The organism is Shewanella gelidimarina (assembly GCF_023283945.1).
Lineage (GTDB): Bacteria > Pseudomonadota > Gammaproteobacteria > Enterobacterales > Shewanellaceae > Shewanella > Shewanella gelidimarina.
In genome coordinates, this window is the sequence record NZ_JAKIKW010000013.1 from 1 (window position 1) to 26,492 (window position 26,492).

General features: G+C 44.0%; 22 protein-coding genes and 3 tRNA genes. 24 read left to right on the forward strand and 1 reads right to left on the reverse strand.

What is annotated here, in order from left to right:
• The first annotated feature begins 93 nt into the window (after positions 1-93).
• The 20 genes from L2729_RS12145 to L2729_RS12240 all read left to right on the forward strand — a co-directional run bounded on the left by L2729_RS12145 (position 94) and on the right by L2729_RS12240 (position 19,579).
• Positions 94-169: transfer RNA gene (locus L2729_RS12145), tRNA-Gly, on the forward strand.
• A 17-nt stretch (positions 170-186) separates the two neighbouring features.
• Positions 187-283 (forward strand) — tRNA-Gly (locus L2729_RS12150).
• A gap of 19 nt (positions 284-302) precedes the next feature.
• Positions 303-378, forward strand: a tRNA-Gly gene (locus tag L2729_RS12155).
• 718 nt (positions 379-1,096) lie between these two features.
• Positions 1,097-1,552 carry a hypothetical protein gene (locus L2729_RS12160; RefSeq protein WP_248988515.1) on the forward strand — a complete coding sequence of 152 codons (456 nt, stop codon included), beginning with the start codon at positions 1,097-1,099 and terminating at the stop codon, positions 1,550-1,552.
• A gap of 188 nt (positions 1,553-1,740) precedes the next feature.
• Positions 1,741-3,222: an NAD(P)H-hydrate dehydratase gene (locus L2729_RS12165; protein ID WP_248988516.1), complete on the forward strand. Its 1,482-nt coding sequence runs from the start codon at positions 1,741-1,743 to the stop codon at positions 3,220-3,222.
• An 81-nt stretch (positions 3,223-3,303) separates the two neighbouring features.
• Positions 3,304-3,780 carry a tRNA (adenosine(37)-N6)-threonylcarbamoyltransferase complex ATPase subunit type 1 TsaE gene (gene tsaE, locus L2729_RS12170; protein WP_232775159.1) on the forward strand — a complete coding sequence of 159 codons (477 nt, stop codon included), beginning with the start codon at positions 3,304-3,306 and terminating at the stop codon, positions 3,778-3,780.
• Positions 3,764-5,083, forward strand: coding sequence for an N-acetylmuramoyl-L-alanine amidase (locus L2729_RS12175; protein WP_248988517.1), 1,320 nt, complete (start codon positions 3,764-3,766; stop codon positions 5,081-5,083). The genes tsaE and L2729_RS12175 overlap by 17 nt, the downstream gene beginning before the upstream one ends.
• 25 nt (positions 5,084-5,108) lie before the next feature.
• Complete coding sequence (gene mutL, locus L2729_RS12180; RefSeq protein WP_248988518.1) at positions 5,109-6,968, forward strand: DNA mismatch repair endonuclease MutL; 1,860 nt, start codon at positions 5,109-5,111, stop codon at positions 6,966-6,968.
• Complete coding sequence (gene miaA, locus L2729_RS12185; protein WP_248988519.1) at positions 6,961-7,887, forward strand: tRNA (adenosine(37)-N6)-dimethylallyltransferase MiaA; 927 nt, start codon at positions 6,961-6,963, stop codon at positions 7,885-7,887. Before mutL ends, miaA begins: the two co-directional genes overlap by 8 nt.
• 95 nt (positions 7,888-7,982) lie before the next feature.
• Complete coding sequence (gene hfq, locus L2729_RS12190) at positions 7,983-8,261, forward strand: RNA chaperone Hfq (RefSeq protein WP_101092527.1); 279 nt, start codon at positions 7,983-7,985, stop codon at positions 8,259-8,261.
• A 20-nt stretch (positions 8,262-8,281) separates the two neighbouring features.
• Positions 8,282-9,577, forward strand: a complete 1,296-nt coding sequence (gene hflX / locus L2729_RS12195; RefSeq protein ID WP_248988520.1) for a ribosome rescue GTPase HflX — start codon at positions 8,282-8,284, stop codon at positions 9,575-9,577.
• Between the two features lie 48 nt (positions 9,578-9,625).
• A complete protein-coding gene (hflK, locus tag L2729_RS12200; RefSeq protein WP_248988521.1) occupies positions 9,626-10,765 on the forward strand; it encodes an FtsH protease activity modulator HflK in 1,140 nt (379 codons plus the stop codon).
• 3 nt (positions 10,766-10,768) lie between these two features.
• Positions 10,769-11,647: a protease modulator HflC gene (gene hflC / locus L2729_RS12205; protein ID WP_248988522.1), complete on the forward strand. Its 879-nt coding sequence runs from the start codon at positions 10,769-10,771 to the stop codon at positions 11,645-11,647.
• A gap of 416 nt (positions 11,648-12,063) precedes the next feature.
• Complete coding sequence (petA, locus tag L2729_RS12210; protein WP_101092523.1) at positions 12,064-12,654, forward strand: ubiquinol-cytochrome c reductase iron-sulfur subunit; 591 nt, start codon at positions 12,064-12,066, stop codon at positions 12,652-12,654.
• Positions 12,654-13,868 carry a cytochrome b gene (locus L2729_RS12215; RefSeq protein ID WP_248988523.1) on the forward strand — a complete coding sequence of 405 codons (1,215 nt, stop codon included), beginning with the start codon at positions 12,654-12,656 and terminating at the stop codon, positions 13,866-13,868. The genes petA and L2729_RS12215 overlap by 1 nt, the downstream gene beginning before the upstream one ends.
• Positions 13,868-14,563 (forward strand): cytochrome c1, encoded by a 696-nt coding sequence (locus tag L2729_RS12220; protein ID WP_248988524.1) that lies wholly within the window; start codon positions 13,868-13,870, stop codon positions 14,561-14,563. Before L2729_RS12215 ends, L2729_RS12220 begins: the two co-directional genes overlap by 1 nt.
• A 109-nt stretch (positions 14,564-14,672) precedes the next feature.
• Positions 14,673-15,302 (forward strand): stringent starvation protein SspA, encoded by a 630-nt coding sequence (gene sspA / locus L2729_RS12225; RefSeq protein ID WP_101092520.1) that lies wholly within the window; start codon positions 14,673-14,675, stop codon positions 15,300-15,302.
• Entirely contained in the window at positions 15,302-15,757 is a 456-nt protein-coding gene (locus L2729_RS12230) for a ClpXP protease specificity-enhancing factor (RefSeq protein ID WP_248988525.1), read from the forward strand. Before sspA ends, L2729_RS12230 begins: the two co-directional genes overlap by 1 nt.
• 402 nt (positions 15,758-16,159) lie before the next feature.
• Positions 16,160-16,732 carry an anthranilate synthase component II gene (locus L2729_RS12235; RefSeq protein WP_248988526.1) on the forward strand — a complete coding sequence of 191 codons (573 nt, stop codon included), beginning with the start codon at positions 16,160-16,162 and terminating at the stop codon, positions 16,730-16,732.
• Between the two features lie 369 nt (positions 16,733-17,101).
• Positions 17,102-19,579, forward strand: coding sequence for a S9 family peptidase (locus L2729_RS12240; RefSeq protein WP_248988527.1), 2,478 nt, complete (start codon positions 17,102-17,104; stop codon positions 19,577-19,579).
• A 73-nt stretch (positions 19,580-19,652) separates the two neighbouring features.
• On the opposite strand, the gene L2729_RS12245 is transcribed toward L2729_RS12240, so the two are convergent.
• Positions 19,653-21,086 (reverse strand): DEAD/DEAH box helicase, encoded by a 1,434-nt coding sequence (locus L2729_RS12245; RefSeq protein ID WP_248988528.1) that lies wholly within the window; start codon positions 21,084-21,086, stop codon positions 19,653-19,655.
• A gap of 372 nt (positions 21,087-21,458) precedes the next feature.
• Here L2729_RS12245 and L2729_RS12250 point away from each other — a divergent pair, with 372 nt between their 5' ends.
• From L2729_RS12250 to cydC, 4 genes are all read left to right on the forward strand, one after another.
• On the forward strand, positions 21,459-21,674 hold the full coding sequence (locus tag L2729_RS12250; RefSeq protein ID WP_428848242.1) for a DUF3565 domain-containing protein: 216 nt from the start codon (positions 21,459-21,461) through the stop codon (positions 21,672-21,674).
• Positions 21,675-21,869: 195 nt separating this feature from the next.
• Positions 21,870-22,220, forward strand: a complete 351-nt coding sequence (locus tag L2729_RS12255; protein ID WP_248988530.1) for a DUF3622 domain-containing protein — start codon at positions 21,870-21,872, stop codon at positions 22,218-22,220.
• A gap of 388 nt (positions 22,221-22,608) precedes the next feature.
• Positions 22,609-24,423 carry a heme ABC transporter permease/ATP-binding protein CydD gene (cydD, locus tag L2729_RS12260; RefSeq protein WP_248988531.1) on the forward strand — a complete coding sequence of 605 codons (1,815 nt, stop codon included), beginning with the start codon at positions 22,609-22,611 and terminating at the stop codon, positions 24,421-24,423.
• Positions 24,423-26,162, forward strand: a complete 1,740-nt coding sequence (cydC, locus tag L2729_RS12265) for a heme ABC transporter ATP-binding protein/permease CydC (protein WP_248988532.1) — start codon at positions 24,423-24,425, stop codon at positions 26,160-26,162. Before cydD ends, cydC begins: the two co-directional genes overlap by 1 nt.
• Positions 26,163-26,492 lie beyond the last annotated feature (330 nt).

Below are 26,492 nucleotides of genomic sequence, written 5' to 3' on the forward strand. Positions count from 1 at the left end.
AAAAAAGATTTACGCGATATTAGCTCAGTTGCTAAAGGTGAAAACGATACCTTTGGTTAATGTACACAGCTAGAGTGTGATGAAAAGATTTATGCGACATTAGCTCAGTTGGTAGAGCGATACCTTGCCAAGGTATAGGTCATCAGTTCGAACCTGATATGTCGCTCCAATTTTAAAAAGATTTACGCGACATTAGCTCAGTTGACTCTTTATTAGAGCAAAAGGGCGATACCTTACCAAGGTATAGATCATCGGTTAGTTTTTTCGAACCTGATATGTCGTTTCAATTTTAAAAAGATTACGCGACATTAGCTCAGTTGGTAGAGCGATACCTTGCCAAGGTATAGGTCATCAGTTCGAACCTGATATGTCGCTCCAATCTTCCTCAAGTAAAACTCCAAACTTAGCTCTGTTGTGTTTTTAGAAACAGTTGATACCGTTTTTTTGCCAAGGTATAGGTCATCAGTTTGAACCTACTCTCTGTAACATCAAAAACTCGCTCCAATCTCCCTCTCGAATAACAACAAATTCCCTTAACAAAAGTCTTTAGCAACATCGCGTTTAAGAATAGCGCGTCATTAGCTCAATTGTGTTCATCGAAATAGTTGATACCTTCTTTTGCCAAGGTATAGGTCATCAGTTCGAACCTACTCTCTGTAACATCAAAAACTCGCTCCAATCTTCCCCTTGCAGCTAAAAAATTTAAGCTTCCCTTTTTAAAGACTGCCGTAATATGAACATGAGATTAGCTCTGCCATGTTCGTAGAAATAGCTGATATCTTTTTCTAAGGTAAAGAGCATAGGTTGGTATTCACTATTGCTAAATCAGAAGCTAGCGCCAGTTTTTACATTCCTTTCATCAGATAATAATAATTCCTTTAAGACCCATATCGCTCAATCCCTTAACCTCTCTACTTAAACGAAGCTGGGAATGGCGTGATCAAGCACTCATTTTTTTAACTATCTTTAAGGCTGGCCACTTTCTAGTTGGCAAAGTATGACTAGCATCAACTATTGCGTAGTGCGTTCAGCTCATAATATCGTCAAATTGATTTTTAGCTTGCTATCTAAAATGCAAGCGATAGGAGAGCGGTAAATGCGTATTCAACAACTTAGTGAGCTTTTAAATTATGTAGCAACTTGTCGACTTGAAATGGCACAGCTATATAGCCGTTTACACTCACAAGCTGACTCGTCACGTGTAAAGTTAATGCTTGAATATTTTCAACAGCATGAGCGTCAAACCGCCGATAAACTTGAAAACTATATCGATGCAGCTCCTAAGAAAATACTCGATACTTGGTACAAGGATATTGTGTTTGAAGATTTCTCGGCTTTTTGCTTAAAGCAAACTCTGCCAGCAAATATGAGCGAAGAAGATATTTTAGAGCTACACCTTGAGCTCGATAATAAGCTGATTGGTCTAATTGAAAAAACCTCCCTTTCTTCAGCATCAGCCGAGACAAAAGGTGCACTTGAAGATCTCGTTAGGGTTGAGAAAATTCAGCAACAGCGTTTGGTTCATAGCAGTATCCGCATGGACGACATCTAATAGTCTGCTTCTTCTATCGATTAAAGGCACCTTCTGGTGCCTTTTTTGATCCCGCCTGTAGCGGCCTATACTTGTGTTAGATCAACTTACGGTGATTTAAATGCCTTACGGATGAACAATTCATTTGTGTTTAAGTCTCAGTTACTAACATTCTAAGTTGGTCGTAATTCTGTCGTGGGGACACCTTAATGAACGAAAAAAATCTGTCTGCATTAGTATCATTATACTCAGTCGAGCAAGTGAGGGAGGCCGAGGCTAGCGCTGTACGTTGTGGCAAAACAAGCCTTTATGGGCTCGTTGAACAGGCTGCATCTGCTGCCTTTGAGCTGCTGCAAACTCAAAGTGCTGACTCTCAAACCATTTTGGTTTTAGCGGGGCATGGCAATAATGCCGCTGATGCTTATGTTACTGCATCACTGTTAATTAAGGCTGGACGAACGGTCTATTTACAAGCCTCTGTGGCTCATAACCCCACTGCCGAGCTGTTGCTTGCTATTGCACATTTTGAAGGCGTTGGTGGTAAAACTTGTCCATTTTGTATCGATAGAATCGTTGAAGCTGAAGTGATTGTTGATGGTTTATTGGGTACAGGGGCTAAAGGTGAACTCAGTGATGAGCTTGTTGCGATAATTAGTGCTGTAAATCGCAGTGGTGCTTGGGTAGTGTCACTTGATGTTCCATCAGGGATAGAGCCTGATACCGGAATCGCTAAACAGGTTGCTATAGAAGCGAGCATAACCCTTACCTTTGGAGGGATTAAGCAAGGATTGTTAACCAGTCAAGCTCGGCACTTTTGCGGTAAATTACTACTGGCAGATATTGGTTTAACTCCTTTCTTGCCTCTCAGTGAAGTGAAGAAGTTGGTGAGTAACGATCTGCCTAACATTTTTTTGCCAAGAAGAAGGGATTCCCACAAAGGTGATAGCGGTAAAGTTACCGTTATCGGTGGTGATTTAGGCATGTCTGGTGCGGTAAGATTAGCTTCTGAGTCATGTTTGAGAGCTGGAGCCGGACTTGTCACTGTGATTTCAAGGCCTGAACATCATGCGGTGGTTTGTACCACTCGACCGGAACTGATGTTTTGGGGTTGTGAGTTAGTCGATATGGAAGTTTACCTTAAACTGGGTTGGGCTAATGTTCTAGTGATTGGGCCCGGTTTGGGCACAACTGATTGGGGTTACAATTTACTTAAAGCGGTCGACTTAGCTGAGAAACCCAGTGTGATAGATGCTGATGCATTAAATTTGCTGTGTCATTTTCCATTGTCGAATAAGAATTGGGTGCTAACCCCACACCCAGGTGAAGCGGGTCGATTACTTGGAGTGAGTACTGAAGAGGTAGAGAAAGACCGTTTCAAGGCGGTTCGTACATTACATCAAAAATATGGCGGAGTTATCGTTTTAAAAGGTGCTGGTACCCTTATCTATGACGGTAATGACTGCCTTGTCGCCCCTGTTGGTAACCCCGGCCTTGCCAGTGGTGGCTGCGGAGATGTGCTCTCTGGGATCATTGGCGCCTTGATGGCGCAAGGTTTCAGCAACATGCAGGCGGCTTATATAGCCGTTGTCATTCATGGTGATGCAGCCGATCTCGCGGCTAAAGACGGTGAGCGAGGTATGCTAGCCAGTGATTTAATGTCTTATATTCATCAGCTGGTTAATGAAATCTAGTTTGGAAAACGAGATGATTAGGTTAAAGTAACGCATTCTAGCCAATGTGTTACTAGGACATCTTTTTAAATTAATATGAATATGCAATCAATTATCTTAGATCTTAATGATGAGCAAGCAACAGTGAGTTTAGGCAGCAAGTTATCGGCCTTAATCACACCGCCCTTGACGCTCTACCTTAGTGGTGATTTAGGCGCTGGAAAGACGACTTTTAGCCGTGGTTTAATTCAAAGCTTAGGTCACGACGGAGCGGTGAAAAGCCCAACGTACGCACTGGTTGAGCCATACGAGCTAAATGGTATGGACGTTTTTCATTTTGATTTGTATCGGTTATATGATCCCGAAGAGCTCGAGTTTATGGGGATAAGAGATTATTTTACCGAGCGTAGCTTGTGTATCGTTGAATGGCCCGATCGTGGTCACGGTCTATTACCGCAAGCGGATATACATATCTATATTAAATATGTTAATACTGGACGACAAATAGAATTACAGGCCCTTTCTACCAAGGGTGAGCAAATATTGGCGTGTTTGAATAATAATGATAATAAACAATAATATATTTAAGCTAGTACTACTACTCTTTACCTTTGGTGCCTCCTTTTTTGCGCAGAGTGCTAATAAGCTCGAAGGCGTAAGGATATGGGCTGCACCCGAGTCTACCCGTATCGTTTTCGATTTAAGTCAATCGCCGAGTTATACGCACTTTACCTTAACCAACCCCTATCGATTAGTGGTTGATTTGAAAAATGCATCAAACAAAGTCGACTTAGCTAAAATTGCTAACAACAGTAAGCTGGTTAAGAAAATTAGAAAGAGTACCCCGCCAGAAAAAGGCACGCTCAGGATTGTCATTGATTTAGTTAAGCCGCTGAGAGCAAGCTTGTTTGCACTTCCACCTACGGCGCCTTACGGCAATCGATTAGTCGTTGATTTAGATAGTGGCAGCGCTAAGGCTAAAAGCCAGTCAGCTAAACCCGTGAGTGTTTTGCGCGATGTGGTGGTTGCGATTGATGCAGGTCACGGCGGTGACGATCCCGGCTCTATCGGTCCAACGGGGATGTACGAAAAGAAAGTTGTATTACAGATAGCGAAGAAAGTCGCGAAAAAAATTAATGCAACACCTGGAATGAAAGCCGTGATGACGCGTACTGGCGACTATTTTGTCAATTTGAATCGCCGTTCTGAGATTGCTAGAGACAGTAAAGCGGATCTGTTGATCTCTATTCATGCAGATGCATTTACCTCGCCCCAACCGCAAGGTGCATCTGTCTGGGTATTATCGATGCGCCGTGCCAACAGTGAAATAGGCCGTTGGTTAGAGCAAAAAGAGAAACACTCTGAGCTGCTCGGTGGTGCAGGTGAAATTATTCAAAACACGGATAATGAACAATATTTGGCGATGACTTTACTCGATATGTCGATGGATCGCTCAATGGCGATTAGTCACAATATTGCAGATGATGTGTTATCTAATTTGGGTAAGGTGACTAAACTACACAAACATAAGCCTGAGTCGGCCAGTTTTGCCGTGCTTAAGTCTCCCGATATTCCTTCAATATTGGTAGAAACTGGATTTATTTCAAATCATAGGGAAGAGCGTCTACTCTCCCAAAGAGAGCATCAAAACAATATCGCCAAAGCAGTACATAAAGGCGTGGTTAAGTATTTTGAAGCGAACCCTCCCGCTAATACACTACTTGCCAGTAGAAGTAACACCAAGCACAAAGTGCGCAGTGGTGAATCATTATCGGTAATTGCCCATCGTTATCAGATCTCTATTAGTCGCTTGAAAAAGGCGAATAGACTTAAATCTAATACTTTGAAAATTGGGCAAACGTTAGTCATTCCGCGGGCGTAATCATGTTGCAGTTAAAGAGTAAATAATGGCTATAGAAAAGTTACCTCCCCAGCTTGCTAACCAGATAGCCGCTGGAGAAGTTGTTGAGCGTCCCGCTTCTGTTATCAAGGAGTTGGTGGAGAACAGCTTAGATGCCGGTGCAACAAAAGTTGACATCGAAATCGACAAAGGCGGCAGTAAGCTTATTCGTATTAGGGATAATGGCTTAGGGATCCCTAAAGAGGATCTTGAATTAGCGTTATCTCGGCACGCCACTTCTAAACTGAAATCACTTGATGACCTCGAAGCGATTATGAGCTTTGGATTTCGAGGCGAAGCGTTAGCCAGTATTAGCTCTGTTTCTCGCCTCACCTTAACGTCAAGAACGGCAGCGCAAACCGAAGCATGGCAAGCCAAGGCCGAAGGGACTGAGATGGCGGTGCAAATATTGCCGGCAGCACATCCTGTTGGAACCACCATCGAAGCCATCGATCTGTTTTTCAATACTCCGGCTAGGCGTCGTTTTTTAAAAAGTGATAAAACGGAATTTACCCATATCGATGAATGGTTAAAGCGAATTGCGTTAGTCAGGCGCGATATCCACTTTACCCTTAAGCATAATGGTAAAAGTGTCCGCAATTATCGACCCGCCAATACCGAAATCCAATACTTACAGCGTTTGGGGCTTGTGTGTGGCAAAGCATTTGCAGAAACCTGTTTGCATATTAGTTGCCAGCATAATGACTTAACCTTAAGCGGTTACCTTCAAGCACCTAATACTGTGTCCGGCTATTGTGAAACACAGTATTTTTACGTTAACGGTCGCTTGGTTAAAGACAGACTGGTGAATCACGCTGTGAGGCAAGCATTTTCTGAGTATGCCGCTGGGGTGTCACCTGGTTATGTATTAATGCTCGAGCTAGACCCGCATCAAGTGGACGTTAATGTTCATCCCGCAAAGCATGAGGTCCGTTTCCATCAAAGCCGTTACGTGCATGATTATATTTTGCAGGCATTGCAATCTGCTATGGCGCAGTCAACTGAGCTTGAGGGAATTGAGTCACTGCATGATATAGCAGGGGAGCGTTCATCGACCAGCATTGGAGCAAGTGCATCTGCTCAAGGTTATGCTGCTCCAGTCAGTAGTAAGCCAGCTTCCTCTTATAGTGTCAGCGAACGCCCACCAGTAGCATCATCAAGTTACAGCGACGAGGCGTCCAGTTATAAAGCCCCGTTAAGGCCTGCAACTCACCGAGCTGAAGTCAATTTACCGACCCAAAGTAGTTTAGATGCCTATGGGAGCTTGCTCAGTACCAGTGCTTCAGCGACGTTGACTAATGTCGTCAGCACTAGCTCCACCGATGCAGTGGCTGGCGCAACCCTCAATATGCCTCCCGTATTAGCCGATAAATATTGGGTGATCGCTAAGCAAGACACGTTGAGCTTACTGAGCATTGCAGATGTGATTAAAGCAACTGTGCGTGAAGAGATAAGCGCTAAGTTAGGACAAGGCCTTGTTGGGCAACCATTGCTGATGCCAGTTGCTGTTCCTGTTGATAAGGTCTGGAGCGAGGTCATTGAAAACAGAGAGCAATTGCTGAGAAAGTTAGGAATTGAGTTATCTATTCGACTTGGGCAGTTGATTATCAAAAAAGTGCCCCCATATCTGAGAGATAGCCAATTGGCTTCCGTGATCCCAGCATTATTACAATGGATCCGATTTGAGTTACCCTGTGACGCAGCATTAGTTAATTGGCTTGCTGAGCAATCCTCAGGTCGTTTTACAGCCACTGCCGAGGCGTGGTTAGCTTTTAATGCACTCGATGACAGTGTCATCAGCGACCTTTATAATCAAAGCCAAGTATTACCTTGGCAGCAATGGATGAAAGAATCTCAGAGTGACTGACAAGAAAAAACATAAAGTTATCACCTTAATGGGCCCAACAGCTTCAGGTAAAACTGCGCTGGCCATTGAGCTTGTCAAAAACCATGACTGCGAAATTATTTCTGTGGACTCAGCATTGATCTATCAACAGATGGATGTTGGTAGCGCCAAACCTGATGCCGCAGAGTTAGCTGAAGCGCCGCATCGCCTGATTGATCTTATTGATCCGATTGACAGTTATTCAGCTGCTGATTTTAGAAGAGATGCGCTGATCCAAATTGAAGAAATCATTAGTCGTGGTAAAACACCTTTGCTAGTGGGTGGCACCATGATGTATTTCAAAGCCTTGATAGAAGGGTTGTCACCTCTTCCTGCTGCAGATGTAGCGATTCGAGCACAAATAGCAGCAGAAGCTGACACCTTAGGTTGGCAAGCATTACATGACCAACTTAAAAGTATTGATCCAGTATCAGCTGAGCGTATTCACCCTAATGATCCGCAGCGATTAGCGAGGGCATTAGAGGTTTTTCGGATCAGTGGCAAGTCGTTAACCGAGTTAACGAAAACCAAATTAGATGCATTCCCTTACGAAGCAGTGCAATTTGCGATTGCACCTAACGACAGAAAAGTGTTACATAAAGCGATAGAAACTCGTTTTATGTCGATGTTAGGTCAAGGGTTTGTAGAAGAAGTAAAAAATCTAAAAGCTCGCGGTGACTTACATTTAGACCTGCCATCAATGCGATGTGTTGGTTATCGGCAATGTTGGCAGCATTTAGATGGTGAATTTGACTATGAAACCATGGTTGAAAAAGCTATTGTTGCTACTAGGCAATTAGCTAAGCGCCAATTAACATGGCTACGTGGTTGGCCTGACTTAATTTGGCTAGAAAGCGGAGCCGAAAGCAATCTTGCTACAGTAATGCGATATAGTCGCTAGCTTATTGGCTGTAGCTGTATAATACTAAAACTAAATAATAAAGTTTTATAGTATTAGAATTACTATTGATATTACATAAAAAAGGAAATTAGAAAATGGCAAAGGGGCAATCTTTACAAGACCCGTTTTTGAACGCATTGCGTCGTGAACGCGTTCCAGTATCTATTTATCTTGTTAACGGCATTAAGCTACAAGGACAAGTTGAGTCGTTTGATCAATTTGTTATCTTGCTTAAAAACACGGTAAGCCAGATGGTTTACAAGCATGCTATTTCGACAGTGGTACCTTCACGTCCATTTAACGTGAGTAACCACCAAGCGACAAATGCTCAAGCTGGTTTTAACGCTCAGCATGATGAAATTGATGAGAAGTAATTTTTTGAGGAGATTGCTTTTTGTTTGATCGTTATGAGGCCGGAGATCGAGCAGTACTTGTCCATATTGATTTCTCCGATGAAGATAGCCGAGAGGATCTAGAAGAGCTTAAACTTTTAGTTGAATCTGCTGGGGCCCAATCAATCGGAGTTATTACAGGAAGTCGTCGTGCTCCGGACCGTAAGTTTTTTGTTGGTTCGGGCAAGGCAGAAGAGTTAGCTGCGATGGTTGCGGCTACAGATGCTAACGTGGTGATCTTTAACCACCCATTGAGCCCAGCTCAAGAGCGAAATGTAGAGCATTTGTGTGAATGTCGAGTACTCGACAGAACAACTTTGATCCTTGATATTTTTGCTCAAAGAGCTAGAACCTTTGAAGGCAAGTTACAAGTGGAGCTAGCGCAATTGCGCCACATGTCAACGCGCCTAATTAGGGGTTGGACGCATCTAGAAAGGCAGAAAGGCGGGATTGGTCTTCGTGGGCCAGGTGAAACCCAGCTAGAAACAGATAGACGCTTGTTACGAGCGCGAATACGTACTATTAATCGACGTTTAGTCAAAGTCGATAAACAGCGTGATCAAAGTCGTAGAGCTAGACAACGAAGTGATATGTCGACAGTGGCATTGGTAGGCTATACCAATGCTGGAAAGTCTACATTATTCAATGCATTAACAACTTCGGATGTTTACGCAGCTGATCAGCTTTTCGCAACGTTAGATCCAACGTTACGAAAATTAGAGTTACCAGATGGCCATGTTATTTTAGCCGATACTGTAGGGTTTATTAGGCATTTGCCTCATGATCTTGTTGCAGCATTTAAAGCTACATTGCAGGAAACACGACAAGCTGATTTGTTATTACACGTCGTGGATAGCGCTGATGAGAACATGGCAGATAACTTTGAGCAAGTTCAAAGAGTGCTCAAAGAGATTGAAGCTGACGAAATTCCACAATTGATTGTTTGTAATAAAATCGATCTATTGGATGAGGTGAAACCTCGCATTGATTACGATGATGAGGGGAATCCAATTCGAGTCTGGGTATCTGCCCAGCAGCAAAAAGGCTTGGAGCTAGTTCAGGAAGCTATCAACGATTTAGTTGGTAAAGCGGTCAAAGAACTAACCTTGCAAATTCCTGCTTCGGCAGGACATTATCTTGGCCAGTTTTATAAACTGGATGTAATACAGCAGAAAGAGTATGACGATCTGGGGAACTGTATGATCTCTGTGCGCTTGTTAGAGGCCGATTGGCGTCGACTGGTAAAGCAGAGCCTTGGTGAAATAGAAACTTTTATCGTCGACGATGTCGTCGCATAAATTGTTATTTTAGTAATCTCGCTTAATTCATACACTATGGAGTACTAAATGGCTTGGAACGAGCCCGGTAACAAGGGTCAAGACCCTTGGGGGAAAAAAGGTGGTAACGATAAAGGACCACCTGATTTAGATGAAGTTTTTCGTAACCTTTCTAAGCGCTTTGGCGGCAAAGGTAATGGTTCTGGCGGTGGCATAAGCGCAATCAGCTTGGTTATCGTTTTGGCTATTGCTATTGTTGTTTGGGGCCTATCAGGCTTCTACACAGTTAAAGAAGCTGAGAAGGGTGTTGCACTGCGTTTTGGCGGCTATATTGGTGAAGTAGATCCTGGCCTTCAATGGAAAGCGACCTTCATTGATGAAGTCACTCCAGTGAATGTGCAAACTGTTCGTTCAATTCCAGCTTCTGGTAGCATGCTAACAGCGGATGAAAACGTAGTATTAGTTCAACTTGATGTTCAATATCGAGTGAATAATGCGAAAAATTATCTTTATAGTGTAGTCAATGCTGATGCCAGTCTGCGTGAAGCGACTGACAGTGCGTTACGTTACGTTATTGGCCACAATACGATGGACGATATCTTGACCACAGGTCGAGATAAGATCCGACGTGATACGTGGGATGAGATAGAGCGCATCATCGAAAGCTATAAGCTTGGTATTGTCGTTGTTGACGTTAACTTCTTGCCTGCTCGCCCACCTGAAGAGGTTAAAGATGCCTTTGATGACGCGATTGCAGCACAAGAGGATGAACAACGCTTTATCCGTGAAGCAGAAGCTTACTCTCGTCAGTTAGAGCCTAAGGTTCGTGGTACTGTGCAGAGAATGGATCAACAAGCCAACGCGTATCAGCAAAGAGTTACGCTTGAAGCGCAAGGTAAAGTTGCTCGTTTTGAACAGTTACTACCAGAGTACCAAATGGCGCCTGATGTCACTCGTGAACGTATGTATTTCGATACTATGGAACAAGTGATGAGTGGGACTAGCAAAGTACTTATTGACTCTAAAAGTAGCGGCAATTTAATGTATTTACCGCTAGACAAACTGATGCAAAATAGTCAGTCACAAACTTCAGTGAGTACTAAAAGCAAACCTGCACAGCCTGTAACGTCGGTGAATAGCACGACAAATAATCGCAGCATGCCTCTTGATGGTCGCCCATCAAGAGGAGATCGTACGGGGAGGAATTAAGTAATGGGTAAATTTACTGCGGTATTAATCGCTGTACTTATTGCAATCACTCTATCGTCACTTTTAGTGGTTAACGAAGGCGAGCGCGCAATCGTTTCGCGATTTGGTAAAGTCTTAAAAGATGATGGCGTTACGCGAGTTTACACTCCTGGTTTGAATATAAAGATCCCGATGCTTGATAAGGTCAAGTTTTTGGATTCTCGTGTACAAACCTTAGATGGTGCAGCGGACCGTTTTGTGACTTCAGAGAAGAAAGACCTTATGGTTGATTCTTATGTGAAGTGGCGCATCTTGGATTTTGAACGTTACTATTTGTCGACCAATGGTGGTATTAAAGCTAACGCTGAATCGCTGTTGCAACGTAAAATAAATAACGATCTTCGCACTGAGTTTGGTCGCCGTACGATTAAAGAGATCGTTTCTGGTAGCCGTGATGAACTGCAATCTGATGCGCTAAGAAATGCATCAGAAAGTGCTGCTGACTTAGGTATTGAAGTCGTTGATGTTCGCGTTAAGCAGATCAACTTGCCTGATAACGTTAGCACCAGTATTTATCAACGTATGCGTGCAGAACGTCAATCTGTTGCCAAAGAGCATCGCGCTCAAGGGCGAGAGCAGGCTGAAATCATTCGTGCTAAGACCGATGCTAGTGTGACTATTCAGACTGCAGAAGCTGAACGTAAAGCCCTGACCGTTCGTGGTAAAGGTGATGCTGAAGCGGCTAAGATCTATGCAAAAGCTTATACGAAAGATCCTGAGTTTTTCAGCTTTATGCGTAGCTTAGAAGCATATAAGTCGAGTTTCGCTGGTGATAGCAATGTGATGGTGCTTGAACCAAACAGTGAATTCTTTAGATACATGAAGAGTTCCACTGGTAAGTAATCTTATCACTCGATAAAAAAGGGCCTAACAAATGTTAGGCCCTTTTTTTGCTTTGAATATTTAATTTTATAGCCTACCGCCAATTCCTACCTATTCAGTCAACTATTCACTCATAGCAATAATAAGACAACATCTAAGAGTGTAAGTGTCTAATTTAGCAGTGTTTAAATAAGATGTTTTTTGATGTTCTATAGAGCTTGATTGCGGAACTTATTAGCCTTGATGCTTTCTTTTTATACATAATAGGCATTTAAAGCAACATAGTTAACTTAGTTCTGTGTTTTAACTATGATCTGGTTCTAATTTTTGGCTATAATGAGCTCCGCCTCTAATTTAGATTTTTAATCTCTGGCTGTAAGTCAGATTTTGAGAAACTTGATATAACAAAAATTCCAACACTCTCTGGAGACAAGTGGATGAGCAATGCGCCAGTCGATACCGGACGTCGCAGATTTCTGACCGCAGCAACCGCCGTAGTAGGTGGTGCTGGTGCCGCTGCTGTAGCGGTTCCGTTTATAAAGTCATGGAATCCGAGTGCCAAAGCGAAAGCAGCAGGTGCGCCGGTTGAAGTAAACATAAGTAAAGTCGAGCCAGGTCAACTTATTCGAGTTGAATGGCGTGGTAAGCCTGTATGGGTTGTTCGTCGTACCAAGGAGATCTTAGCGGGTCTGCCTGCTATTGATGATCAGCTTCGCGATCCCGCTTCTGTGGAACCACAGCAGCCTGCATACGCGCAGAACACCTGGCGTTCAATTAAGGAAGAGTACTTCATAGCCGTTGGCCTGTGTACTCACCTAGGTTGCTCTCCAACTTACTTACCAGATACATTTGGTGAGCAGGTAGAAGGTGTTGCATCTGGCTTCTTCTGTCCTTGTCACGGTTCTAAGTTTGATATGGCTGGTCGCGTTTTCCAGGGTGTACCTGCGCCATTGAACCTCGTCATCCCTCCACATCAGTATATTGATGATGGTACCGTGATTATCGGTGTCGATAAAGGAGCTGCGTAATGGTTAAGAATATCATTGATTGGATTGACGAACGTATTCCTATGACTGCGACGTATAATCGTCATGTCGGTCAATATGCGACGCCAACCAACTTTAACTTTTGGTACTTTTTTGGCTCATTAGCCATGCTCGTACTGGTTAACCAACTGCTTACGGGTATCTGGTTGACGATGAACTACGTGCCTACTGCGGAAGGTGCGTTTGCTTCTATTGAATATATTATGCGTGATGTCGAGTATGGTTGGTTGCTGAGGTATATGCACTCAACCGGGGCATCCGCCTTCTTTGTGGTCATCTATCTTCATATGTTCCGTGGTTTAATCTACGGTTCTTACCAGAAGCCTAGAGAGCTGTTATGGCTGTTTGGTATGCTTATCTTCCTGGTGTTGATGGCTGAAGCGTTTATGGGTTACCTACTACCTTGGGGACAGATGTCCTACTGGGGAGCACAGGTTATTATCTCATTGTTTGGTGCTATCCCTTTTATTGGTGATGATCTTACATTGTGGATCCGGGGTGACTTTGTTGTCTCTGGTGCGACTCTAAACCGTTTCTTTGCACTGCATGTTATTGCTCTGCCGCTTGTACTTGTGGTTTTGGTGTTCTTACATCTAATCGCGCTACATGAAGTTGGGTCAAATAACCCAGATGGAATCGAAATTAAGAAGAATAAGGATGAGAATGGTTGGCCTAAAGATGGTATCCCATTCCACCCATACTATACCGTCAAAGATATTATGGGCGTCGCAGGATTCCTGATTGTCTTCTGTTATGTGTTGTTCTTTATGCCTGAAGGTGGTGGTTACTTCCTTGAGGGGCCGAATTTTGAAGCGGCTAACCCGATGAAGACACCTGAACATATTGCACCGGTTTGGTACTTCACACCTTTCTATGCGATTTTGCGTGCGATTCCTGACAAGTTAATCGGCGTTATCGGTATGGGTCTTGCCATTGCGGTTCTGTTCATTCTACCTTGGTTAGATCGTTGTAAGGTTAAGTCAGTTCGCTACCGTAGCATGATCCACAAGCTGAACATTGGTCAGTTTGCCGTATCATTTATTGTATTGGGTTACTTAGGTGCAGTTCCTACAACGGAAATCCTGACTAACGTGGCACGTTTCTTTACAGTGACTTACTTTGGCTTCTTCTTACTACTGTTTATTTACAGTAAGAACGAGAAGACTAAGCCTGTACCAGAGAGGTTGACACACTAATGAAAAAATTATTGATTGCATTAGTCGCATTGGTCCCAACTTTGGCGATGGCTTCCGGTGGCGGTGCTCACCTTGAAGACGCAAACATTGACCTAAATGATCAAGCGTCGCTGCAGCGTGGTTTGGATCACTTCCAAAACAACTGTGCAGGTTGTCATAGCACTCAGTATCAGCGTTATGAAAGAGTCTCCACTGATCTTAATATTCCGCTAGATGTTATGAGCGCTAAGTATGTCCATGGTGAAGCTAAAGTGGGCGAACTTATGGAAAATGCGATTCCTGAAGTTGATGCGGCTAAGTGGTTTGGTGCTACACCGCCAGATCTAACCTTGGTTGCACGTGTTCGCGGCGAAGATTGGGTTTACTCATACCTTAAGGGCTTTTATAAAGATGAAAGCCGTCCGTTTGGTGTGAATAATACTGTTTTCCCCTCTGTTGGTATGCCGCATGTTCTGCAAGAACTTCAGGGCTTAGCCGTTAAGCAGGAAGATGGAACTTTAGTTGCGACTGGCGGAACACTCTCTGCTGAAGAGTATGACCAATACGTCCGTGATATCACTGGCTTCTTAGTTTACTCTGGCGACCCCGTAAAACTTGAGCGTGAAAGCTTAGGTTGGTGGGTGATGGGCTTCCTGTTTATTTTCTTTATTGTGGCTTACCTCTTAAAGAAAGAATACTGGAAAGATGTACACTAAGCCCTATTAAAGGGTAGAATGTATTATCCGCATATTGTAAACGGGGAGCCTTGCTCCTCGTTTGCTTTTGCATTTTTTGCTTTTTGATTTGTGAAACCGGAGGGTATCAATGGCTGTCGCTGCCAACAAACGCTCAATCATGACCCTGTATTCAGGCGCCGATGACCTTTATAGTCATCAAGTACGTATCGTTCTTGCTGAGAAAGGAGTAACGGTTGACGTGCTGCAGGTTGATCCAAATGAGATCCCTGAAGATTTGATCGAGCTTAACCCGTACAACACTGTGCCAACATTGGTAGACAGAGAGCTAGTACTTTATAACTCTCGCATCATTATGGAATACCTAGATGAGCGTTTTCCTCATCCTCCATTAATGCCTGTTTATCCGGTTTCACGTGGCCAAACTCGTCTTTGGATGCACCGCATCGAAGAAGATTGGTATGCACTTGTAGAGCGTATTAGAAAAGGCGACCGTGCTGAAGCTGCTCGTAAAGAGTTGACTGAAAGCTTAACGGCTATTGCCCCTATCTTCGGTGAAGTGCCTTACTTTATGAGCGAAGAGTTTGGTTTAGCTGATTGTTATTTAGGCCCACTATTGTGGCGTCTACCTGTGTTGGGTATCGAACTTGATAGCCGTGCAGCAAAAGACATTAAAGGTTACATGACTCGTTTGTTCGATCGTGAATCCTTTAAAGCTTCTTTAACAGAGACTGAGCGCGAAATGCGCATGGGTATCTAATGAAAGAGCTGACTCCGAATCGTCCATACTTGTTGCGGGCTTATTATGACTGGTTGATGGATAACCAGTTAACGCCCCATGTTGTTGTTGACGCTTATGTGCCTGGCACACAAGTACCACAACAATATGTTAAAGATGGTCAAATTGTACTTAATATTACTGAAAGTGCTGTAGGTAACCTACAAATCACTAATGAGTTTATTGAGTTCAGTGCACGTTTTGGTGGTGTACCTCAGCAGGTGTTGCTGCCTATGGCTGCAATTGTTGCTATCTACGCCAGAGAAAATGGCGCTGGTACGGTTTTCGATTTAGAAGAGTCGTACCAAATAGATGACGCTGAAGAGACAGGACTTTCTGTAGTGAAAGAGCCTGTGGTTGAAATCAGCGAGCCTGAAGAGACTAAAGAAGAGGTTAAGGAACCTAAACGCCGTGGTCATTTGACCTTGGTAAAATAGGTTGTCACCTGCGAAGAAAGCCAGTCATTGACTGGCTTTTTTATTAGAAAAAATTCAGTGTTACGAATGTAATCGCATTACTTATCTACTCATTATTAGTGGTTAAAATGTACCTCTATGGGGTGTTTGTTTTTATCATTAGAATCGTGAGTGACATCCGTATACGCCTTGAATAATCTCATTTTTAAATGAATAACGGGCTTACGTGATTTTATTGGCATAACACGCCGTATCGCCTATCTATTCCACTCTGACAAGTGAAGATCCACTAGCACTGTGATAGCATCAGCGCCCAACTATACTAAACCAATACAAAGTGATGTTTAGCGCGGTTTTCCGCAGGGTTACCGGAACTCTTTCGCCATAGATGTTGCAAGTGAAATACAGGCCCACGGCGCTCCTATGATCTTAATGATCGATAACTACGACTCTTTTACATACAACTTGGTGCAGTACTTCCAACAACTGGATCAAGACATCACGGTTAGGCGCAATGATGAGATAACCCTAGCGGAAATTGAGTCTCTCAATCCTAGTCATATTGTTATTTCCCCTGGTCCCTGCACGCCAAATGATGCGGGATTATCCCTTGCCATTATTAAGCATTTCGCGGGTGAATTACCTATTTTGGGTGTGTGCTTAGGCCACCAAGCTATTGCCCAAGTATTTGGCTCAAAGGTGGTGAAAGCGAAGCGAGTCATGCATGGAAAGACCAGTAAAATAGCGCATTCAGGGAAAGGTCTATTTACGAGCCTGAATAACCCGCTAACAGTCACGCGATATCACTCTTTATTAATTGATGCCGTCCCTGCCGGTTTTGTATTAGATGCTTGGTACGATGATCCGTTACATGGGCGTGAAATAATGGCTATGAGTTGTCCAGAGCAGAAAATATATTCAGTTCAGTTTCATCCAGAATCAATTTTGACAGAGCAGGGGCATAACTTGTTAGCCAATTTTATCGAAATTACTTAAGTTGCTACTATCTGTTACAAAATTAACTGCGTTTTAAACTAATCCCGTTGGTAAAGTGTGATATAAAAGTCCGCAAAATACTAATACCAACCAGTATAAAGATTTGATCGCTCAGCGAGAGTTTAGCGGCTCTGAGGTAAGGCAACGAGTGAAGAACATAGTTATTACTACGTTTTAGCTTGTTAACGCAGCATCAGAGCCGCTAAAACTCGCCAATATGGAGTGTTTTTGGCCTCCTACTTCTGTGTTGAATGAACTCATAAGGGAACAACCATTATGTCATTCATTCGCCTTGAATTAGTTCGCCAAAAAACACTCTGAGTAGATCAACTTCTTATACCGATTGGTATATAATAAAAGGGATTGATAATGAAAAACGTCATTCGTCATATCGGATTGAGTGCTCTAACAGTCGCTATTTTAGCGGGTTGCTCATCGACTAACACCACTGTTGCACCTGAGCTCACTTCCGCTACAAATGTTGTAGCATTGTCAGCGCCTCCGCAAGTTGACCAAGCACTTACGCTTAATCAGATTATGGCAAATCCAGATTGGATGGGATTACTTGCAAAAGGGGCCTACTGGAGTGACGATAGCCAATCTATCTACTTTTCTCGCCAAGCCCATGGCAAGCCAACTAAAAATTACTATCAACAAGATAGCAAGGGTTCAGCAGCCAACGAGCTTGCGTTAAATCAGCTTCATGCAGCCGATCAAGAATACGGTGTGCTAGATAATGATAAGACGCGTAAAGCCTATCTCTATCAAGGTAACTTGTTTGTAAAAGATCTCGGTTCAAAAGCCATCACTCAACTTACCCGCCAAAATACCAATGTTGATGGTGTCCGCTTTTTGAACAATGGTGATATTGCCTATTGGCAAGGTGATAATATTTTTAAAATTCACCGTGATTCAGGTTTATCCGAGCAGATAGCCAATATCAAAATGGCACCCATGCCTAAAGGTGTGCAAGATCCTTCAAGCTATATCGCCAAACAGCAACATCGCCTTATTGAATATGTTGCACTGCAGCAAAGCAACGCCAAGTCTAAGCAGCAGTATAAAGAAGCTTTAGTTAACGCAGATCCTACTATGGCAGCCAAGACATGGTATTTAGGTGATACTGAAGTGGTCACCGAGCTGAGCTTATCTCCTGACGGACGGTATGTATTGTTGTCACTGCGTGACAAAGATTACAGCTGGCGTTCAGAGCACGACATCATGCCGAACTATTTAGGTAAAGACGGTTATGTCGACGCAGTACCTGCCCGCGCACGTGTTGCCGAAGATACCCCTCCAGGTGAGCGTATGGTTATTCTTGACCTACAAACTCACACCAAAAAAGACGTTACTATTGAAGGCCTGACGGGTTTTGATGAAGACGTACTTGCGTCAGTTAAGGCAGAAAATGCCAAGGCTAAAGGTGAAAGCTATATCAGCGAAAAGTCACCGCGTAAAATACAACGCATTCAAGATTGGGGATGGTCACAAAGTGCTATCCAATGGCAAGCTTCAGGCGATAAAGTCGCGGTTATGCTTGAAGCTATAGATAATAAAGATCGTTGGATAGCGACGGTTGATTTAAGTAAAGGCAGTTTGAAAACCGAACATCGCCTGCATGATGATGCGTGGATTAACTACAACTTTAACCAGTATGGTTGGTTGCCCAATAGCGATAGCCTGTATTACCTTTCTGAAGAGACGGGTTATTCACACCTGTACCTAAAAGCCAGTGGCGAAAAAGCTACAGCGCTGACGCAAGGTCAATATGTGGTAAGTGATATTACATTGGGCCCCAAAGCACAGTTTATCTACTACAAGGCAAACAAGAGCCATCCGGGCATCGATAATGTTTATCGGGTAGAGATTGCAACAGGTAAAGACGAGCAACTAACGCAGTGGCAAGGTCAGCTCGATTATAGTTTGAGCCCTGATGGTACGCAGTTACTGCTCAGTGCTTCTACTCGTACAAAACCTGCAGAGCTTTTTGTACAACCTGTTGGCGGCGCGATAAAACAGCTGACTGATTATACGAGTGATGCATTTAAAAACTATGCATGGCAAGCACCAGAAGTCGTTACTGTTCCATCAACTCATGGTGCTGGCGAGGTGTATGCTCGTGTTTATTTGCCGCAAGGATATAGCAAAGACAATGCTGACAAGTATCCGGCTGTGATCTTTAACCACGGTGCGGGTTATTTGCAAAATGCTCACTACGGCTTCTCTGGCTACTTCAGAGAGTTCATGTTCCATAACCTACTTGCTCAACAGGGCTACGTGGTCATGGATATGGATTATCGCGGTTCAAAAGGCTACGGTCGAGATTGGCGTACAGCAGTATACCGTCAGATGGGAACCCCTGAAGTTGAAGATCTTAAAGACGGTGTCAGCTGGATGGCAGCTAATGCTAATGTCGATGCTGGTAAAGTGGGGACCTATGGTGGTTCTTACGGTGGCTTCTTAACGTTTATGGCGCTATTTAATGAGCCTGAATTGTTCCAAGCTGGCGCGGCACTGCGTCCGGTGACTGATTGGGCTCACTATAATGCACCGTATACCTCTAACATCTTAAATACGCCAGATGTTGACCCTATCGCTTATGAGCGTAGCTCGCCAATTGAGCATGCTGCAGGATTACAAAAGCCATTGTTGATTATGAGCGGTGTGTTAGATGACAATGTATTTTTCCAAGACAGCGTTCGTTTAGTACAACGTTTGATTGAGCTTGAAAAGCCGATGTTTGAGACTGCAATCTATCCGGTAGAACCTCATGGTTTCCGTCAGCCATCGAGCTGGTTAGATGAATACCGCCGTATTCATAAACTGTTTGAGCAAGAGCTTAAATAACGTTATTCCAGACAATAAAAAGGCTCCCATCGGGAGCCTTTTTTGTTTTGGTATTCAGTGCTATAACGCGATATTAGCCTTGTGGGCTATTTTCGCTGCGACGACTGCGGCGTTGCCCTGATAACGGCGCAGATCCAGGCTTGCTTGATCGGCTATGTCTTGGGTTTTTATCCGTAGGCTTATGGCCACGCGCCGCTTCTCCGCTGCGTTGTCCATCTTTATGTTCAACCTTACCCGCACCATCTTGTTGGCTGCGGTTAGCAGGCTTGGCACTTGAATTAGAACGTCTTTGGTTGGTGCCACGAGGGCTACTGTTACGCGGACCTTTGTTTTGTCCGTGAGATTTACCAGTCAAATCGGTCTCTGGCAGAGTATGGGTAGGTTCTAAACCTTCAATAACTCTACGTTCTAAATTTTGCTTGATCAGTATTTCGATATCACGCAGCAATTTAACTTCATCATCGCTAACCAGTGATACAGCTTGACCAGTAGCACCTGCACGGCCTGTACGTCCAATACGGTGAACATAATCCTCAGGTACATTTGGCAGGTCGAAGTTGACAACTTGAGGCAGCTGATCGATATCAAGGCCACGAGCAGCAATATCGGTTGCGACTAAAATGCGTACATCGCCATTCTTAAATTCAGCCAGTGCTTTAGTACGTGCTCCTTGGCTTTTATTGCCATGGATGGCTGCTGCAGTAATGCCTTTAGCCTCGAGACTTTTAGCCAAACGGTTTGCACCATGTTTAGTTCGGCTAAAAACCAAGACCTGTTGCCAGTCATTTTGCTTAATAAGCTGAACCAGAACGGCTGCTTTTTGGCCTTTATCGACCGGGCAGATCCACTGGGTTACAGTATTGGCTGTGGCGTTGCGAGGTGTTACTGAGATTTCTACCGGATTGTTGACTAAGCCTTTAGCTAACTTACGAATATCATCAGAGAAAGTCGCAGAGAACATTAAGTTTTGACGCTTAGCGGGTAGCGCGGCAATAATCTTCTTAATATCGTGAATAAAGCCCATATCTAGCATACGGTCAGCTTCATCTAGTACTAAGACTTCAAGCTGGCTAAAGTTGACGGCGCGTTGGTTATAAAGATCAAGCAGGCGACCTGGAGTCGCGACTAGGATGTCAACACCACGACTAAGCTTTGATATTTGTGGGCCAATGCCGACACCACCAAAAATAACCGCTGATTTTAGAGGCAGATTTTTACCGTAAACTTCTACACTTTCACCCACTTGAGCCGCGAGTTCGCGCGTCGGGGTTAATACTAATGCTCGCACTTGTTTTGCTGGAGCTTTGGTGCCTTTTGAAAGAATCTCTAACAGTGGCAATGTAAAGCCAGCTGTTTTGCCTGTCCCGGTTTGGGCGGCGGCCATAACGTCTTTACCTTCAAGCACCGCTGGAATTGCCTGTGCTTGAATTGGAGATGGAGTGTCATAGCCTTTGCTAGCGACAGCTTTCAAAATTTGGGCTGATAAGCCCAGTGAAGCAAAACTCATAGATTGGTCTCATTTCGGCCAGCCAAGCTGGCGTAAAGCGCGCTGACTGCTGTTATAGGAGGGCCGGCTAATGCTGGCGGGCGTGCAGCTTACAGGATCTGCCCAAAAAGCGCCATTTAATAAACAATAGCGCTATTATCTTCATCGTTTAGAGTATGGCAGTGAATAGCCGTTTTTGAACGGGAGTATAGGGTAATGATTACCCACTTAGCTGCTGGGAAAACAGCCTAATTGAGTTAAAGTTCTCAGTTGTGTGATTTTTAGTCGCTTAAAAGATGTTGTTTCGAGTCCGCACGTGTTAATCTCGCGCCCCTGAAAGTTTATCTATCGACTGCAACTCAAACTTAGCCAATCGCTTTTGGTCTATTTAAGGTGTATTCCTTGCTACAAGCCATTATTAATTATCATAAAGATGATGAACAACATTGGGTTGCAGAGTTAGCTTGTGGTCATAACCAGCATGTGCGTCATCGTCCACCGTGGGAAAGCCGTGGTTGGGTGACAAGCATTCGCGGGAGAAAATCTATGCTCGGGTATCAACTCACATGTCAACTATGTGAATTCGACATGGTAGACAAACTGAAGTGATAGCTTAATAGGCGAATTGATTAGTCAGACATATTATTAACGACTATGATTTGGCATGGCAATTACGCGCTATTACGCTGAAAGAATATTGAAGGTAGCAGCAAAGCAATGGCGGTTGCTGTTACTTATGATTGAGCTAAATCATTAACGCATTAAGCTCAAAGTATTACGATTATTGTTAGGAAAATAAGTAACATGACACAAACAAAGAAGTATGATTTTCGCGTTGTTGAAGATAAAACAACTTGGACTGGCCAGATCACTCGTCGTCAATCAGCTAGAAAAATAGTGGTATCAAAAACCCAAAAAGGTTTTGCTACTGAAGCTGAAGCGATAGCGTGGGGCGAAACTGAGCTGAAATCATTCTTAGAGAACCTTGTTAAGCGTAACGAACGTAAAGCTATAGCGCGTGACGAGCGTAATAAAGCGGCTGACGCTAAAGAGCTTGCTGCTGATGTATGGCGCAGTGCTCGTGACGAAAAGAGAGCATCTGAGAGTGATTCCGCAGACGAAAACCTTGATTACGGCTCAGACGCCGAGCGTTAATTGAGACGCTAACTTGCCAAGTGTTATTACACTTATCTTAGGCAAAAAATAAAATTAACCGCGATAAGCTTAGCTTTCGCGGTTTTTTTGTGCTTAAAAAGCTAACTATTATGGCGAATGATGTTGAGTCATCGTCGCCCTTTTATTGATCTAGCTCAATTTTTGTGAGTCTCATAGCAAATACGTCACTGGCGTTTTATTCCGCGTTTAATGCCTGCGATACTAGCCATCCTTTATGCCTCAACATTAATATTTTTTAGGCTACGGAACTTACACTTAAATGCAGTCCTCTTAAGTACTGCCTTCTTGGTGACGGCCTTCAGGCGTCTTACTCTTACTCCGTTAATTTATTAAGCTTATCTGTCAAGTACAGTAAACCTGGGATCCAATGGATAAAACCGTAGAGAAACAACTCACTCACTGGCTCAAACAGCAAAAATCAGCCTGTGGTTATTACCTCAATGTATCGATTTTCTTCGGGGTGCTAACCGGCATAAGTTTGATGTGTCAGGCATGGCTCATTGCCACCATATTACAAGGCATCATTATCGATGAGCTGCCTAAGGCAGCCTTTAGTGACCATTTTTGGTTACTGTTGCTGCTCACTATTGTTAGAGGTGTATTGGCATTTGCTAGAGAGCGTTCAAGTTTTAAAGCGGGTGCGCTGCTACGGGTGCATATGCGCGCTGCGGTACTGGATAAGTTGGCCGCATTAGGGCCTGCTTTTATTCAAGGTAAACCTGCTGGCAGTTGGGCGAGCATTGTGCTTGAGCAGGTGGAAGACTTACAAGATTTCTACGCACGTTATTTGCCACAGATTGTTCTGGCAGGCTTTATTCCACTGATTATTTTAATGGCTGTATTCCCGGTCAATTGGGCGGCAGGGATTATTTTACTCGCGACCGCACCGCTTATCCCGATGTTCATGATTTTAGTGGGAATGGGGGCCGCGGATGCCAACCGTAAAAACTTTGGTGCCCTAGCTCGTTTAAGTGGTCACTTTATGGATAGGCTGAAAGGCTTGTCGACCTTGAAGCTGTTTAATCAAGGTGCCAAAGAAGCTAAGGCGATTGAGAAAGCGTCAGAAGAGTTCAGAGAACGCACCATGTCGGTTCTGCGAATGGCGTTTCTCAGTTCAGCAGTGCTTGAGTTCTTTGCCGCGGTATCGATTGCGGTCTTGGCGGTGTATTTTGGTTTCAGTTATTTAGGCCATTTGGATTTTGGTCATTACGGTACCTCAATCAGCTTATTTACCGGTCTATTTATTCTTATTCTCGCGCCAGAGTTTTACCAACCACTGCGAGATATGGGCACCCATTATCATGCTAAAGCACAGGCGATTGGCGCTGCAGAAGAGCTAATGGCTCTGCTTGACCATCCAGAAGCAAACGCGGGTCAAAAAATGGGTACGGGTGATGAACTTGAGGCTGAGATTAGTATTGAAGCCATTGATCTTAAAGTTTATAGCGTCGATGGCACCGAGCTGCTTGGACCGATTAGTTTTACGTTGCAGCAAGGTGAGCATTTAGCCGTCGTAGGGGCTAGCGGTGCGGGTAAAACAAGTTTGCTTAGTGCCTTATTAGGCTTTTTGCCGTATCAAGGCCAGCTTAAGGTTAATGGTATTGAGTTGCGCCAATTACCGATGTCGCAGTGGCGTAAAAAATTGGCATGGCTTGGGCAGGAGCCACAACTGTTTTGTGGCACTGTGCGTGAAAATGTCGCGCTAGGACAGTTAGCACAAGACCAAGCATTGTCAGATGATGCTATTAAGGCATTGTTAGCCCAAGCGCACATTCTCGATTTTATTGAATCGCAACCGCTAGGGCTAGACCATCCTATACAAGAACAAACGGCAGGCTTGTCTGTTGGGCAAGCCCAACGTATAGCACTCGCTAGAGCGCTAGCGCAGCAGCCTAAACTATACATATTAGATGAACCTACCGCGAGTCTAGACAGCTTAAGCGAACAAGCTGTACAAGCGACGTTAGCTGATGCGATGCAAGCAACGGGTTGTCTAATGGTGACTCATCGGTTGGAATCATTAAGTTCGATGGACAGAGTATTAGTGATGGAGAATGGCTTATTGGCACAGCAAGGTACATTTGCTGAGCTTTCAGCGGCTGAAGGGGTATTTAAGCGAATGTTACTTGAGTCAGCGCCTGTTGATATTGAGCTCGCGACGAAGACGGAGGGAGAGCTGTAATGAAAGCGCTATTACCTTACATTAAACGATTTAAAAGCCAATGGTTCATGATGTTTATCGGACTGTTTTTAAGCGTGACCACAATGATGGCTGGTCTTGGCTTATTAGCGCTTTCCGGTTGGTTCTTATCCGCTGCAGCGGTTGCTGGGCTCACCGTTGTTACGGCGCAGATGTTTAACTATTTTACGCCTGCTGGTGGTGTTCGTTTGTTATCGATTGTTCGCACTGCGAGCCGTTATGGCGAACGATTAGCCACTCACGAGGCAACATTTAGTTTATTAACCGATCTGCGTTGTTGGGTGTGGAATAAGCTGATGCCGCTGAGTGCTAAAAACCTGCAGGGGATCCGCCGAGGAGACTTACTTAATCGGCTAGTGGCAGATATCGATACGTTAGATCATCTTTACTTGCGCTTGCTTACACCGCTACTAGCTTCATTATTGATGCTAGTTGGGCTGTATTTCTTTATTTCATGGTTTGATGCAAAACTGGCGGCCACACTCTGTAGCATATTATTGGCAGTATGGTTGCTTCTGCCAACGGTATTTTACTTTCTCGGTCGTAAACCAGGTATCGCCCAGCTCGAAACTAAGCGCGAGTTACGGGTGCAGTTACTCGAGTACTTGCAAGGCCAAGCCGAGTTAACCTTATTTGGTGCACAAGGGCTGTATCGCCAGCGCTTAAACGGTGCTGAAAGCTTAATGATCGCCAGTCAGAATCGAATGAATCGGGTGACGGCACTCAGTCAAGCATGTCTCATCTTCTGTCATGGTTTTGCGGTGCTAGTCATGCTGTACATGGCTGCAGCGGGAGTAGGGGAGTCTGTACCGCCAGGGCCAAAACTGGCAATGATTGTATTTATAACGATGGCGACCATTGAGATGATGATGCCATTAGCTGGGGCATTTCAGCACCTTTCCGCTTGTAGCTCAGCAGCAACCCGACTTAATCAAGTGGTAGAGCAAACCCCAGAGGTCACTTTTGCAGAAGATAATCATCTGCAAGTCAGTGAGGGCAGTGTTGAATTATTCAATATCGATTTTGGTTATGACCCTGAGCACAGCGTACTGCAACAACTTAACTTCGTCATTCCAGCGGGGGCCAAGGTCGCTTTACTGGGGCAAACGGGTTGTGGGAAGTCGAGTTTATTGTCATTGATTACTCGGGAGTGGTTACCACAAAATGGCCAAGTGATATTGGATGGGCGTGACGCGAGTGCTTATTCTGAGGACGCTCTACGCAAATCAATGTCGGTCGTGAGCCAACGTATCTATCTATTTAGCGGCACCTTAAGAGAGAACTTAGCTATCGCATTGGATAACGCTAGCCGTAAAGATGACGATAAGTTGATTGCGGTGTTAGAAAAAGTCGGCTTAGGGGTCTTACTACAAGGTGATAAGCCATTAGACAACTGGATTGGTGAGGGTGGTCGGCAGTTATCGGGTGGCGAGCAGCGCAGAATTGGCGTGGCTAGAGCACTGCTTAGAGATGCGCCTATGTTACTGCTTGATGAGCCAACAGAAGGGCTCGATAAGAAAACAGAGCGAGAGATTTTAGCACTATTGTTTGCGTTTGCGAGTGATAAAACGGTATTGATGATCAGCCATCGTTTAACGGCAATGGCGAGAATGGACACGATTCATTTGATGGAACAAGGTAAAATCCGTTGTTCTGGGAATCATCAACAACTACTCGCAAGCGATAGCTATTATGCCAGCTTATATCAAAAAATAGCATAAGCGGCTGAACGATTCGATTCTGCAGTGCTACGCCTTGTTATTGTGGCGTGGATATATTTTTAGTATTTTAATTCAGTAGTTTAGGGCTGGATTTCAGCAGCTGATTGGTATCGTGTGACAGCGATATAAAATGGCATGATCGCATTCGTGGTCACATTGTTCGTTTTTATAGCTAGAAAATCAGGTGGTGTCTGCTAATGAATGAAACTGCTTTAGCCTGGATTGGTCTTAAATCGTGTGTCGTAATGGATGCTCGTGAGAGTGAGCAGAAAGTTTCGTTACAATGATGCTTAAGTTCATAGTCTTGTACTTATGATCTGGCCATCGTAT

Excerpts from the sequence above, each read along its gene's own strand:
- L2729_RS12160 (WP_248988515.1), top strand. The coding sequence starts at position 1,097 with ATGCGTATTCAACAACTTAGTGAGCTTTTAAATTATGTAGCAACTTGT.
- L2729_RS12165 (WP_248988516.1), top strand. The coding sequence starts at position 1,741 with ATGAACGAAAAAAATCTGTCTGCATTAGTATCATTATACTCAGTCGAG.
- tsaE (WP_232775159.1), top strand. The coding sequence starts at position 3,304 with ATGCAATCAATTATCTTAGATCTTAATGATGAGCAAGCAACAGTGAGT.
- L2729_RS12175 (WP_248988517.1), top strand. The coding sequence starts at position 3,764 with ATGATAATAAACAATAATATATTTAAGCTAGTACTACTACTCTTTACC.
- mutL (WP_248988518.1), top strand. The coding sequence starts at position 5,109 with ATGGCTATAGAAAAGTTACCTCCCCAGCTTGCTAACCAGATAGCCGCT.
- hfq (WP_101092527.1), top strand. The coding sequence starts at position 7,983 with ATGGCAAAGGGGCAATCTTTACAAGACCCGTTTTTGAACGCATTGCGT.
- hflK (WP_248988521.1), top strand. The coding sequence starts at position 9,626 with ATGGCTTGGAACGAGCCCGGTAACAAGGGTCAAGACCCTTGGGGGAAA.
- hflC (WP_248988522.1), top strand. The coding sequence starts at position 10,769 with ATGGGTAAATTTACTGCGGTATTAATCGCTGTACTTATTGCAATCACT.
- petA (WP_101092523.1), top strand. The coding sequence starts at position 12,064 with ATGAGCAATGCGCCAGTCGATACCGGACGTCGCAGATTTCTGACCGCA.
- L2729_RS12215 (WP_248988523.1), top strand. The coding sequence starts at position 12,654 with ATGGTTAAGAATATCATTGATTGGATTGACGAACGTATTCCTATGACT.
- L2729_RS12220 (WP_248988524.1), top strand. The coding sequence starts at position 13,868 with ATGAAAAAATTATTGATTGCATTAGTCGCATTGGTCCCAACTTTGGCG.
- sspA (WP_101092520.1), top strand. The coding sequence starts at position 14,673 with ATGGCTGTCGCTGCCAACAAACGCTCAATCATGACCCTGTATTCAGGC.
- L2729_RS12230 (WP_248988525.1), top strand. The coding sequence starts at position 15,302 with ATGAAAGAGCTGACTCCGAATCGTCCATACTTGTTGCGGGCTTATTAT.
- L2729_RS12235 (WP_248988526.1), top strand. The coding sequence starts at position 16,160 with ATGATCTTAATGATCGATAACTACGACTCTTTTACATACAACTTGGTG.
- L2729_RS12240 (WP_248988527.1), top strand. The coding sequence starts at position 17,102 with ATGAAAAACGTCATTCGTCATATCGGATTGAGTGCTCTAACAGTCGCT.
- L2729_RS12245 (WP_248988528.1), bottom strand. The coding sequence starts at position 21,086 with ATGAGTTTTGCTTCACTGGGCTTATCAGCCCAAATTTTGAAAGCTGTC.
- L2729_RS12255 (WP_248988530.1), top strand. The coding sequence starts at position 21,870 with ATGACACAAACAAAGAAGTATGATTTTCGCGTTGTTGAAGATAAAACA.
- cydD (WP_248988531.1), top strand. The coding sequence starts at position 22,609 with ATGGATAAAACCGTAGAGAAACAACTCACTCACTGGCTCAAACAGCAA.
- cydC (WP_248988532.1), top strand. The coding sequence starts at position 24,423 with ATGAAAGCGCTATTACCTTACATTAAACGATTTAAAAGCCAATGGTTC.